Annotated in this window: 10 protein-coding genes and 1 pseudogene; 6 read left to right on the top strand and 5 right to left on the bottom strand. The window is 54.0% G+C overall.

The genetic code is table 11. The features are described 5' to 3' along the window. Positions 1–198: 198 nt before the first annotated feature. Positions 199–735, top strand: coding sequence for an STM3941 family protein (locus DQM29_RS04595; protein WP_111739523.1), 537 nt, complete (start codon positions 199–201; stop codon positions 733–735). An 84-nt stretch (positions 736–819) separates the two neighbouring features. Here the strand turns inward: DQM29_RS04595 and mrcB are convergent. Together mrcB and hrpB are read right to left on the bottom strand one after the other, a co-directional pair. Beyond that, positions 820–3117 (bottom strand): annotated as a pseudogene (gene mrcB, locus DQM29_RS04590) (bifunctional glycosyl transferase/transpeptidase); the annotation flags it as partial. 115 nt (positions 3118–3232) lie between these two features. Continuing rightward, positions 3233–5683: an ATP-dependent helicase HrpB gene (gene hrpB, locus DQM29_RS04585; protein WP_111739521.1), complete on the bottom strand. Its 2451-nt coding sequence runs from the start codon at positions 5681–5683 to the stop codon at positions 3233–3235. A gap of 157 nt (positions 5684–5840) precedes the next feature. Between hrpB and sfsA the strand changes: the two genes are divergently transcribed. From sfsA to folK, 5 genes are all read left to right on the top strand, one after another. Continuing rightward, positions 5841–6545: a DNA/RNA nuclease SfsA gene (sfsA, locus tag DQM29_RS04580; RefSeq protein WP_111739520.1), complete on the top strand. Its 705-nt coding sequence runs from the start codon at positions 5841–5843 to the stop codon at positions 6543–6545. Positions 6546–6742: 197 nt separating this feature from the next. Next, positions 6743–7198, top strand: coding sequence for an RNA polymerase-binding protein DksA (dksA, locus tag DQM29_RS04575; RefSeq protein ID WP_111739519.1), 456 nt, complete (start codon positions 6743–6745; stop codon positions 7196–7198). A 56-nt stretch (positions 7199–7254) separates the two neighbouring features. Continuing rightward, positions 7255–8142, top strand: a complete 888-nt coding sequence (gluQRS, locus tag DQM29_RS04570) for a tRNA glutamyl-Q(34) synthetase GluQRS (RefSeq protein ID WP_111739518.1) — start codon at positions 7255–7257, stop codon at positions 8140–8142. Positions 8143–8358: 216 nt separating this feature from the next. Beyond that, positions 8359–9756 carry a polynucleotide adenylyltransferase PcnB gene (pcnB, locus tag DQM29_RS04565; protein ID WP_111739517.1) on the top strand — a complete coding sequence of 466 codons (1398 nt, stop codon included), beginning with the start codon at positions 8359–8361 and terminating at the stop codon, positions 9754–9756. A gap of 12 nt (positions 9757–9768) precedes the next feature. Beyond that, entirely contained in the window at positions 9769–10254 is a 486-nt protein-coding gene (gene folK, locus DQM29_RS04560) for a 2-amino-4-hydroxy-6-hydroxymethyldihydropteridine diphosphokinase (protein WP_111739516.1), read from the top strand. 10 nt (positions 10255–10264) lie between these two features. On the opposite strand, the gene DQM29_RS04555 is transcribed toward folK, so the two are convergent. From DQM29_RS04555 to DQM29_RS04545, 3 genes are all read right to left on the bottom strand, one after another. Continuing rightward, complete coding sequence (locus tag DQM29_RS04555) at positions 10265–11542, bottom strand: polysaccharide deacetylase family protein (RefSeq protein ID WP_111739515.1); 1278 nt, start codon at positions 11540–11542, stop codon at positions 10265–10267. Between the two features lie 89 nt (positions 11543–11631). Continuing rightward, entirely contained in the window at positions 11632–12330 is a 699-nt protein-coding gene (locus DQM29_RS04550) for a DUF1287 domain-containing protein (protein WP_111739514.1), read from the bottom strand. Positions 12331–12385: 55 nt separating this feature from the next. Then, a complete protein-coding gene (locus tag DQM29_RS04545; RefSeq protein WP_111739513.1) occupies positions 12386–12847 on the bottom strand; it encodes a hypothetical protein in 462 nt (153 codons plus the stop codon). Positions 12848–12909: the final 62 nt, after the last annotated feature.

The following is a 12909-nucleotide window of genomic DNA, read 5'->3' as shown; positions in this document are numbered from 1 at the left end:
TCCTTTTAGGCCACCTGCTGTTGGTGGCTTATTCTATTAGCCTGATTGTTAGTCAGCCATACAAATTCGTCAACGGAAAAAGCCAAGAATGGTATCGCATGACAATACCCATAACGCACCGTAACGTAGACTTCCCAAAGCCAACCCCCCATACTGGCGTTTATATTAGCAGGGACGATCAATGAGGAAATATAGGGAATGGATATCTCAGCACCAGTACACATTCATACTAATAGAAAAATAAAAATGAAGACTGCGGTAGTCTTACTTATTATCGCAATCGTGATTGCCCTCATGGCTCTATTTTTAGCGGACAGGACGGATTTAAAAATCCTTTTAGCTATATGTACCGCTGTTATGTTTTTTACTTCAGTTATCTTTTTTATCCAGGCCAGTTCAAAGACTCCATGGTTAACCCTAACGAATGATGGAGTAATCTTATATAGAACAAAGCTTCCTCCACTCGACTGGAGTGACGTTGCCTATACCGAACAACAGGTAGTCAACAATCAACCTGTACTAGCAATTTATATTAATGACGTCGAGTTGTACGCGCAGAAAATCCCCTCCGTTAAACTTCGGGAGCAGTTTATTGCTTTGAAAAAGAAAAATAACAACTCTCGACTATTGCATATTCCTCTTAATGAAATTGACTATGATATAGAAGAGCTACAGAACATATTTGAAGCATTTATCATAAAGCATACGAAAGATAACCCTTCGGTTATCATGTAGAAATAACCCTCATATTTACAGCGTTAAATAGAAAAGGCCGCTTTAAAGCGGCCTTTTAACATGACTTTATCTCATCGTTACAGATCAGTTGCCAAACATATCCCTAACCCAGTCCGGCGCGCCGCTTTCCTGCTGAGCGGGCTGCTGTGACTGACAGAGCTCATTCGGGAAATCAGTCCAGACAGGCAGTGTGCGAACACCGCCACTGCAGACAAAGCTTCCGTCAGCGTTAATGCCCATCATCGACATACGCTCCGGCATAACCAGATTCAGCGCCAGCGGCGTCTGGTTCTCCAGATAGCGGCGATAAAGCGTCAGTGAGCCATTGGCGCCCGTCAGCTTGGCGACGCCGTTGTTATCACGGCCTACCCAAGCAATAGCAACCTCTTTACCGTCGATGCCGACAAACCAGCTGTCGCGCAGATCGTTGGTAGTACCGGTTTTCGCCGCTAGGTTATATTTACCAAACTTAGCCGTCAGCGAACGAGAAGTACCGCGCTCGACAACCTGCTGCATACCGTACAGCGTCAAGTAGGCTGCCTGAGGCTCAATGACTCGCTGCGCCTGCGGCAGGCTTTGTAACAGAACCGTGCCGTCTTCTGCGATGGCAGAACGCAGTACGGACAGCTTAGCCCTTTGGCCGCCGCTGCCGATTGTCTGATACATCTGCGCGGCCTCCATCGGCGTCAGGCTGGTAGAACCTAACAGCATAGCCGGAACTTTCTGAATCGAGCTCTCCGGCACGCCGAGGCGCTGCAGCATATCGCTTACCTTATCCAGCCCCACTTCCAGCCCCAGATTCACCGTCGGAATGTTTAGCGAGTTGGCCAGCGCGTCAACCAGCAGCACGCGACCGCGGAACTGGCGATCGTAGTTTTGCGGCCGCCAGGTTTTACCACCGGACTGAGGGATCGCCAGCGCTTCATCGGCCAGCCAGGTATTTAAACGGTATTTTTCCGGCTCGCTCAGCGCGGTCAGATAGGTCGGCGGCTTGGCTAAAGAGCCAATCGGGCGCCTTGCCTGTACAGCGCGGTTAAAGCCTGCGTACTGAGGCTGAGAGCCGCCGACGACGGCGCGTACTTCGCCGCTAAAGCGGTCAACCACCACCATCGCCGCTTCCAGATCGTTAACACCGCGCGCCGCGCGCAGTGCTGGAATACCTTCTTCCACGGCCTTTTCCGCCGCGTTTTGCGATACCGGATCGAGGGTGGTAAAGATCTTCACCCCTGACAGGTTGTTAACCTTGTCTCCCAGCTTTTCATTAAGCTCCTGATGCACTAGCTGCATAAAGGCGGGCTGAGGAGTAATAACACCGCCCCTTGGTTGTACGCCCAGCGGCCTTGCGCTCAGAACGTTATACAGTTCCTGATCGATGACGTTCTGCTGCTGTGCCAGCTTCAGCACCAGATTGCGGCGCTCCAGCACAATTTGCTGATTCTTCCACGGGTTGTACAGAGAAGCGCCCTTTACCATTCCCACCAGCATCGCCTGCTGATCGACGCTCAGCTCGTTAATTGGCCGCCCGAAGAAATAGAGGCTGGCCAGCGGGAAACCGCGGATCTGATCCGCGCCGCTTTGCCCCAGAAACACTTCGTTCATGTACAGCTCAAGAATGCGCTCTTTGCTGTAGCGGGCGTCAAGAATAATCGCCATATAGGCTTCGCGCATCTTGCGGGTCAGAGAGCGCTCGTTGGTTAAAAACAGGTTTTTTACCAGCTGCTGCGTTAGGGTACTGCCGCCCTGAACCGTCCGCCCGGCAGACAGGTTCGCCAGCACTGCTCGACCAATGGAGTAAATGCTGATGCCGTCGTGCTGATAGAAATTGCGGTCTTCGGTGGCAATCAGCATATCCGACATGGGATAAGGCATATTCTTGCCGGAAACAAATAGCCGCTGCTCGCCGTTTGGCGCCTGCAGCATCGTAATAAGCTTCGGATCCAGTCGGAAGAAGCCGAATTCACGCCCCGTATCCAGATTCAGAATTCGCGCTAAACCGGAGCCGTTAAACTCAAGGCGCGCTCGGATCTGCCCCTCTTTGACATCAGGGAAGTCAAACGGCCGACGCAGAAGCTCGATAGTGCTGCCCTGAACAGAATACTCGCCAGGACGCGTAATTTTAGTGACGTTGCGATACTGCATGCCGTTAAGCAGATCGACCATTTCTTTCTGGCTATAGGACATCCCCGGCTCGAGGTTAACCATACGGCCATAAACCGCCGCGGGGAGATCCCAGACTTTTCCGTCAATGCGGCTGCGAATTTGAGAATCCAGATAGACACCGTAAAACGCCAGCAGCGCAACCGCCACAATCCCCAGTTTGACTGTCAGCCCAAACAGGCGCCTAATCAGACCCGGCTTACGGGATTTCTTTGTTTTAGCCATCAATTACTCCAGGCAGCATTGGTGTATTTTCCTCACAGTATCCAGACAGGCCCCTCGCGGCCGGGGCGTATTGTACCCCAGAATGCAACGCGATTCGCCCACTGATTTTTTAGGTTTACCCTTCATAAAACCGCTTGGTTCTACGCGTCGGCACAGCGTTAGCGGGGTCATCCGGCCAGACGTGTTTCGGGTAACGCCCCTTCATCTCTTTTTGCACGTCGCGATAGGCTCCCTGCCAGAACGCGGCTAAGTCCTGCGTAATTTGCAGCGGTCGATGAGCCGGTGACAGCAGCTCAACCACCAGCGCCACGCGACCGTCAGCAATTGCTGGTGTCTGCTTTTCGCCAAACATTTCCTGTAGCCGCACGGCCAGCGCGGGCGGCCCCTCAGCGCTATAGCGAATGGGGATCAGGCTGTCTGTCGGCACTCGGTAGGCTGAGGGCAGCGCGGCGTCCAGCTGCTGTTTCTGCTTCCAGTCCAACAGCTGGCCTAAGGCTTTAGACAGGGAGACCTGCTTTAACCCCTTAATATCCTTCACGCCCTCAAGAGAGGGCAGTAGCCAGCGCTCCAGCGACGCCAGCAGCCCTTCATCACTGACGTCCGGCCACGGCGAACCCGGCAGCCACTCTTGGGCGCGCAGCATGCGCAGCCGCAGCTGTTGAGCATCGTCATCCCAGCCGAGCGCCTCGATGCCCTGAGTTCTGATCCAGTTAAGAAAAGCGGCGTGCAGTTCTTCCATTGACGGCTTTGCCAGCGGAGATGCCTTCAACACCAGTCGACCTATCTGCTGGCGCCTCCAGGCGCGCAGCGTGCCCTTCTCTTCATCCCACTCCACCGCACTCTGGCTGTTCACCAGATGAGGAAACCGCTGTGCCAGACACTCAGGATCGACAGCGCTCGCCAGTAATATTCTCGCATCAGGGCTGGTTGTCCCCTGTAATAAAGAAGCGGCGACCAGCCAGGGCGAACGGCTCAGACCGTCACCGGGTTCCAACTGCGCGCCCAGCCCGTTAGCCAGCAGATAGCGACCGTCGTTAGCGCGCCGCTGAGCAATGCGATCGGCAAACCCAGCCGCCAGTAAAAACGGTGCCTCGTCAGCATCAATTCGCCCTATTTTTTCAGACCGACCAGACAGGCGACCGCAAAGCTGACGAACACGCTTTTGCCACTGGGGAAGCGGGTTAGACAGCCAATAGGCTACGTCTTTATTGCCGCTTCTTGGCGGCTCTTCAAGCATTGCTGTCAGCGCTAGCGCCGTTGCCAGCGAGTCTGCGCTTTGGGTTTGTGCAAAAAGCAGCATCGCAGCCAGTCGGGGATCGCAGCCCATTTCCGCCATTTTTCTACCGTTGGCGCTCAGACCACCGTCGGCTGCCAGCGCCCCTAGCTGCGTCAGCAGCCGGCGTGCAGCCGAGAGCGCAGCTTCCGGCGGACGATCTAGCCAAGTCAGCTGTTCAACGTCGCGACAGCCCCACTGTAAAAGCTCCATCAGCAGCATCGACAGATCGGCCTGCATGATTTCAGCCTCGCTCTGCTCTGCTGCCCGTTCGGCCTGCTCCTGCGCAAACAGGTGCCAGCACTGACCGGGCATCAGCCGCCCGGCACGCCCTGCGCGCTGGATCATGGAGGCTTTTGAGATGCGCTGGGTCACCAGCCGGGTCAGACCGCTTTTTGCCTCAAACCGCGCCGTGCGCTCTAGGCCGCTGTCCACCACCAGACTAATGCCGTCGATAGTCAAACTGGTTTCCGCAATATTGGTCGCCAGCACCACCTTCCGCCGCCCTGCGGGAGAGGGGGCGATCGCTCTTTGCTGCTCCGCCAGCGACAGCGCGCCGTACAAGGGGCACAGGTCAATATCAGAAGGCACCGAACCGCTCAACGCGTCGTACACGCGCCGAATCTCCGCCACGCCGGGTAAAAACAGCAGCAGTGAACCCTGATTCCGGTTCAAAATCTGCCGAACGGCCTGCGCAACGTTGTCCTCAAAGTACCCTGCGACGGGTAAAGACTGATAGTGGCGTTCCACAGGGAAGCTTCGCCCCTCAGCACTCACCACCGCCGCCTGCGGCAGAGTCTGACAGAGCTTTTGGTTATCCAATGTCGCTGACATGATAAGCAGCTTTAGCGTCTCGTTAAGGCCGCTCTGCACGTCTAAAAGAAGGCTAAGAGCCAGATCCGCCTGTAGGCTGCGCTCGTGAAATTCATCAAGAATAATGAGGGAGACACCGTCCAGCATCGGATCGCGCTGCAGCATGCGAACCAGCACGCCCTCGGTCACCACTTCAAGGCGCGTTGCGGCGCTGCACAGGCTTTCGGCGCGCATGCGGTAGCCGACCTGCTGCCCCACCGGTTCTCCCAGCTGTTCCGCCAGCCGTTGGGCAACGCTGCGAGCCGCCAGTCGCCGGGGCTCCAGCATGATGATTCGTCCCGCTAGCCAAGGCTGTTCTAAAAGCCTCAGCGGCAGCCATGTTGACTTACCCGCACCGGGAGGCGCCTGAAGCAGCACGGCCTGGGAGCGCTGAAGCTCGCCCAGTAAAGGTTCAAGAATGTCGCTTATCGGTAAAGGCACGCTTTAATCGCCAGAGTAGTGGTATCAAAATCAGGGCTCTATTATAGAGGCCGTTAGTCTATCAGCCGAATAAAAGCCGAAAAGAAAACTTTCATTGTTTTACCAAACGGCCAACATCGTGAATAATGTCCGATTTTTAACCAAGGATACACTGGCCATGCAGTTTTCTTCCCCGCTAAAGTCCGCCACACTGGTGAAGCGCTACAAGCGCTTTTTAGCCGACGTCGTCACGCCGGAAGGCGAAACTCTGACGCTGCACTGTGCCAATACCGGTGCAATGACCGGCTGCGCAGAACCGGGGGATACGGTGTGGTACTCCACTTCCGACAACCCAAAGCGAAAGTACGCTCACTCGTGGGAACTGACGCAAACCCGCACTGGCCATTTCATCTGTATCAATACACTGCGCGCCAACGAGCTGGTTAAAGAAGCGCTGGCGCTGGGAAACATTGCCCAGCTTCAGGGATACGATTCGCTTCGTAGCGAAGTCCGCTATGGCGAAGAAAACAGCCGCATCGACTTTTTGTTGGAAAGTGAAACGAAGCCCGCTTGCTATATTGAAGTGAAGTCCGTCACCCTGCTGACAGACGGCTGCGGGTATTTTCCAGATGCAGTGACCACCCGAGGTCAAAAGCATCTTCGAGAGCTTCAGTCCGTTGTTGAACAGGGGCTGCGGGCCGTTTTACTGTTCGCTGTGCTGCATTCTGGTATTGAATCCGTCGATGTGGCAAAGCACATTGATCCGACTTACGCTAAGCTTTTTGAACAAGTTCGGAAATGCGGTGTCGAAGTCGTCTGTTATAAAGCAGAGATCTCACCTAACGGAATGATCCTGCAAGTACCGCTGCATTTCAAAGCGTGAATTAGGAATGAAAAATAACGAGTGAAGTAGTTTCACGAGAAGAAATGATCGTGCTTATAAAGGAAAGTGCTTTCCCTCACAGCATTGTCATACTGAGAGGAGGAAAAATTGCTAACTTCATCCTCATCTGTTATTTATAGCGGCCTGATTTTTTCTTAGAGTCAAATCTACAACGCGTATTTTGTAGGAGAAGCAAAATGCAAGAAGGGCAAAAGCGTAAGACCTCGTCCTTAAGTATCCTGGCGATTGCGGGCCTCGAGCCCTATAAAGAGAAGCCGGGAGAAGAGTACATGAACGAAGCCCAGCTTACACATTTCAGGCTGATTCTTGAAGCATGGCGCGGGCAGCTCAGGGATGAAGTTGACCGTACAGTTAGCCATATGCAAGACGAAGCGGCGAACTTCCCCGATCCGGCAGACCGCGCAACGCAGGAAGAGGAGTTCAGTCTGGAACTTCGCAACCGCGACCGCGAACGTAAGCTGATCAAGAAGATCGACAAGACGCTGCAAAAAATTGCCGAAGACGAGTTTGGCTACTGCGAATCGTGCGGCGTTGAGATTGGCATCCGCCGTCTTGAAGCGCGTCCTACTGCCGATCTGTGTATCGACTGTAAAACGCTGGCCGAAATCCGCGAAAAGCAGATGGCGGGCTAATCGCTCAGCACAGTGACTAACAGGAGCCCGCCTAATTTTACGCGGGCTCAGCAGCTATGACGGCTCACTATGTGGGGCGCTTTGCCCCCTCTCCTTCTGGAGATCTGCATTTCGGTTCACTCATCGCCGCACTGGGCAGCTTTTTACAGGCCAGAGCACACTGCGGTGACTGGCTGGTTCGCATCGAGGATATCGATCCTCCACGGGAAGTCGCTGGCGCGGCCTCACGGATCCTCTACACCCTTGAACGCTATGGGCTACACTGGGACAAAGATATTCTCTACCAGTCTCAGCGTTCTGACGCCTATCGACAGGTGCTTGATGACCTGTATCAGCAAAATCACTGCTACTATTGCCACTGTACCCGAGCCAGAATCCAACAGCTGAGCGGCGTTTACGACGGCCACTGTCGAGATTTGCACCTTCCTGCACAACAGGCCGCTCTTAGGCTTAGGCTAACTCACCCCGTTCTCAGCTTTCACGACGAGCTCAGGGGAGACATTGCCACACCGCAGGACTTCGCCAAAGAAGACTTTATCATTCACCGCAAAGACGGCCTGTTTGCCTATAACCTCGCCGTCGTGGTAGATGACCACTTTCAGGGCGTGACGGAAATTGTCCGCGGCGCAGACCTTATCCTCCCTACCGTTCGGCAAATTGCTCTTTATCGGCAACTCGGCTGGCGAGAGCCGCGCTACCTTCACCTGCCGCTGGCGCTTAACGGAACCGGAGACAAGCTGTCGAAGCAAAATCATGCCCCCGCTCTGCCGGAGGGAAACCCCGTTCCGACACTTGCCAAAGCGCTCGCGTTTCTTGGCCAACCTTTGCCCGTCGGCTGGGAATACGCGTCAACGGACGAACTGCTTGCATGGGCTATTGATAGCTGGTCGTTGTCGACCATTCCCTTAACCGCTCCCCCAACTGCCACCCCGCTAAATCCTTAGCATTAGAGGGAAATACGGTTTTCATTCTCAAACGCCTTCGCGTGAGCTATCATAGGCCGCCGATTTTGCCGTCACCTAAACTAAAAGACGACAAATCTTCCCGCTGCGAAAGCGGGACTAGCGAATTTTTCAGAGCCCGGTCGTCCGCATCGCCTTCACGGCGTCAGATCGCGTTCGGGCCAACCGTTCACAGAGAGACAACAATCGAGGTGTCCTATTTTTACCCGCGTAGCTGACTTTTGCCGCAAGGTATTCACCCGAGAGCCTGAATCAGGCGAACAGCAGGACGACAGCATTCAAGACGTCATCATCGTTCCTCGCGCACAGCACAACATTTCCCGTCAAGACATCAGCGACAACGCGCTGAAGGTTCTTTATCGCCTGAACAAAGCGGGCTATGAAGCCTATCTGGTCGGCGGCGGCGTGCGCGACCTGCTGTTAAACAAAAAGCCAAAAGATTTCGACATTACCACTAATGCCACCCCAGAGCAGATCCGCAAGCTGTTTCGCAACTGCCGCCTGATTGGTCGCCGCTTCCGTCTGGCGCACATCATGTTTGGCCCAGAAATCATTGAGGTTGCGACGTTTCGCGGCACTCACAGCGACAGCGACGACAAAAACGCCTCTCAGCAGGCGAATAACGGCATGCTGCTGCGGGATAACGTTTACGGCTCCATCACGGAAGACGCCTATCGTCGCGACTTTACCGTAAACAGCCTTTACTACAGCGCCAGCGACTTTACGCTGCGCGACTTCACCGGCGGCCTGAGCGATATTCAACAGGGTATCATTCGCCTTATCGGCGAGCCGGAAGTACGCTACCGCGAAGACCCGGTCAGAATGCTGCGGGCTGTGCGCTTTGCCGCCAAGCTTGGCATGAAAATCGAACCGGTCACCGCTGAGCCGATCCCTCGTCTAGCCAACCTGCTTAGCGATATCCCTCCCGCTCGGCTGTTTGAAGAGTCTCTCAAACTGCTACAGTCCGGTCAGGGTTATGACACCTATTTACTGATGCGTGAATATCGTCTGTTTGGCCCGCTGTTTCCGGTAATTGCGCGGCACTTTACTCCTCAGAGCGACGGCAACATGGAAAAGCTGCTGGCAAAAGTGCTGCAGAATACCGACCGTCGGCTGCAAAACGGCAAGCGCGTCAATCCGGCCTTCCTGTTCGCCGCCATGCTTTGGTACCCGCTGGTTGAGCTTGCGCAAAAGCTGGCGCAGGAAAGCGGCCTGACTTACCACGATGCGTTCGCCTTAGCGATGAACGATACGCTGGACGAACAGTGCCGCACGCTGGCTATTCCCAAACGCATTACCTCTCTGGTTCGCGACATCTGGCAGCTGCAGCTTCGCCTTCCTCGCCGTCAGGGCAAGAGAGCCTATAAGCTGATGGAGCATCCCAAGTTCCGAGCCGCCTTCGATTTACTGCTGCTTCGCGGCGAAATCGAAAGAGGCGAGCTGGAGAAAGTGGGCATCTGGTGGCAAGAGTTTCAGGAAGCGGACACTCAGCGGCAGAAAACCATGCTCAGCACGCTGGGCGATGAGCCGGACAGAGGGCGTCGTCCACGCAGGCCGCGCAAGCGAGTGCCTAGAGCGGCTAAGCCGCAGGAATAAGGCACTAGCCTCATGACTCAGGTATTTATTGCACTCGGCAGCAATCTGGAACAGCCGCTTAAGCAGGTTGAAGCGGCACTGGATGCGCTTGGGCGCATTGAATACACCCGGCTGGTTAACTGCTCGCGCTATTTTCGCACCGCGCCTCTGGGGCCAAAAGATCAGCCCGACTACCTTAACGCAGCCGTTGAGCTGGAAACATCGCTAGAGCCCGAAGCGCTACTGGACGCCACGCAGCAGATTGAACTTCAACAGGGACGAGTCAGAAAGGCCGAACGCTGGGGGCCACGCACGCTGGATCTCGACATCATGCTGTTTGGCGATCGCGTGATAAATACGCCCCGGCTGACAGTCCCTCACTACGACATGCACAACCGTGCGTTTATGCTCTATCCCCTCGCCGATATTGCGCCCGAACTGATATTTCCGGACGGCATCTCGCTGCGCCAGAAACTGGCGCAGCTGAGCCTTGAAGGCATCAATCTCTGGTTTGATTAAACGGCAGTGACTACTGCCTCACCGCCATTGGCTTGACGTCTGAACGGTTATTGGCAATGCGCTCTGCCATTGCATCAATAGAATCTGTGCGCAGCACGTAAAGGCGCTTCAGGGTATATGGATTGTCCCCCGGCTTCACCTTCCCTCTTACCGTCGTCACCGCTAGGCGATAGCCCGCCAGCCTTGCCGCTTCAATAGCCTTATCGTTATAGCCGCCAAAAGGATAGGAAACGTAAAGCACCTTCGGGTTAAACGGCTTCAGCACGCGCGCTGAGCGCTCAAAATCCAGCTGAATATTGTGCTCAGTACGGCTAAGCAGCACCGGGCGCTTATCGTCGGAATAGCGGTGCAGAAAGTGAGTATGCGACTGAATGTCAAACACGTCCTGAATCTGCTTAATCTCGCTTATGCTCATAAACTGCAGCGAGTTTGCATCCCAAGGCTGCGGATTGTGCTTAACGCGCGAAGAGATAATAAACGCCGTTGCCTGCTGACCATACTTCTTCAATATCGGATAGGCGTAGCGATAAACCGACTTCAGGCCGTCGTCAAACGTCAGCACAACCGCCTTAGCGGGCAGGTTAACGCTGTTGTTCAAGTACCCTTCAAGCTGAGCCAAAGACAGCGTGCGGTAGCCCGCGCTTTTCAGGTAGCCCATTTGTGCATCAAAGGCGGTATCGGAGGTGGTAGTAGACGTGTTGCGAAACAGCCGATTTTCGTCGTCTTTCAGCACGTGATGGTAAGTCAGAACCGGAATGCCGTTGTCCAGCTCACAGTCGTCAGCGCGGACGTACTTTACGTCATCACCTACGTTAATTTCATACCACAGCACGCCGTCATCGCCCTTTAGGCGCCCTAGAATAGGATAGCGCAGGTTCTCGCTCAGCTCGCCGAAAACGCCGCTTTTCGCCTTAGGGTGGTTATACAGCACCGTCGTGCGGGTAGTGATCAGGTTTTGATTCAGCTTTTGCAGATCTGCCAACTCTAGGCCGAGCACTTTTTTCGACTTCTGTACCGGCTCTAAGTCGTCTTTATCAATAAGGCCTCTGCCGTTACCAAAGGTAAATTCGTAGTAGTCATCATTCAGCGGATAGACCATCAGCTCGACGTTTTTATTGAGCGAGCCGACGTTAATAACCTCACCGGCAACTGGCGCCATGATGCTGCTCTCGCGAAGCAGTTTGACCTGAATAATGGACGCGCTTTCTCCCTGCGCGTAGGCGTGCGTTAATCCGATGGCGAAAAGAAACAGCGCGATCGGCAAGCGTAGAACGGATATAAAGCTCATAAAATCGTCGTATTTATTATAGTAGAATGACAGACATCACCGGGCGATAAAGGCAAAGGCAGTGACCCGCACCGAATAGGCGAAATAGCCTATTTGGCAAAATAGCGGTAGTGCCCTTCAATCGTCCATGAAAAAAGAATGTCCTCAGCCCGAGCTCCGGAACCTATATTGTGAACCACTAAAGGCCGCCCGTCAGAGGTATAGCGATCGGTCACAATACCGATGTGGGGTAATCCATTGTCTAAACGCCAGGAAACGATGTCGCCAGGCAGGTAGTCCGCAGAATTCTGCGAAATCGGCCTGCTCATTTTATGCCGATTAAAATAAGTTTCAAGATTCGGCACGCGGCGGTGATCGATATTTGGATCGGGCTTTTTCAATCCCCAACGCTTTGGATAAGAGGAAAAATTGGCTTTCATGTCTTTATGCACTAACTGCTGTAGATCGGCACCCTGCTGACGCAGAGCGCGGATAACCACGTCAGAGCACACGCCCCGATCTTCCGGCACGTCACCGTTGGGATAAGACAAAGAGACGTAAGCTGGGTCATAGTACAGCGTTTTGCCAATTTGACCTTCAGCACTGCGCCCCAGCGCCAGATTGGTTTTGGGCACGATTGCGGCACTTGGAGTGATTGAAACAGTTGGGGAAGCACGTTCCGCGCCTGAGGATGGCGCCGCCAACGGCGGCTGAGGTTCCGATACCGCCTGATAGGAGATAAAAAGCCCTGTGCTGGAAAGCAGAAGGATAGCCCAAGAAGCCTTTACTAAACGCGATGTCCTTTTCATTCCTGCTCCCTAATCATGCTGAGCCCTCTCGAGCCTTCTTTCCGTGAGTAAAACGCTAGTATCCCATTTTTTCTATCAGTGGAGCGATCCATTCTCGCCTGTCAGCCTGAGTGCCCACAAAAATCATCGTGCTGCCGATGCGAGTTATCAGCACGTACCTGTCGTTATATCTCAGAGTAAATTTATTGTAATTACCCATGCCGAACTTACTGGAGGAAGTGAGGTTAGACGCAGCCTTCCTACTCTCATACTCTTTTTCCATCCCGGTATAGGCTTGAATTGCGCGCTCGACACTGGTGTATATCAAGAAATTCACCGTCACGCCGTCCTTTTCTGCCACCAGATAGCGCTTAACAGACTTACCTTTGCCGTCCATATCCTTAGACTTGTCGATGGTAAAACCTTCCGCTTCCATAGCGGCTTGAAACTGTTCAGTGGTCATTTCTGGCTTATCAAACTCGCATCCCGCCAGCAGAAGGGTGAAAAGCGCAACGACGATTAAAACGCACTTTTTCATTATCAAAACGTCCCTGTTCGAATATTAAAAAGCCACGCAGACATTGCGTGGCGAATAAAATC

It is taken from the genome of Leminorella richardii, from assembly GCF_900478135.1.
Lineage (GTDB): Bacteria > Pseudomonadota > Gammaproteobacteria > Enterobacterales > Enterobacteriaceae > Leminorella > Leminorella richardii.
Note: the sequence above shows the minus strand (reverse complement) of the source record. Positions and strands in the feature narration are given on the sequence as shown.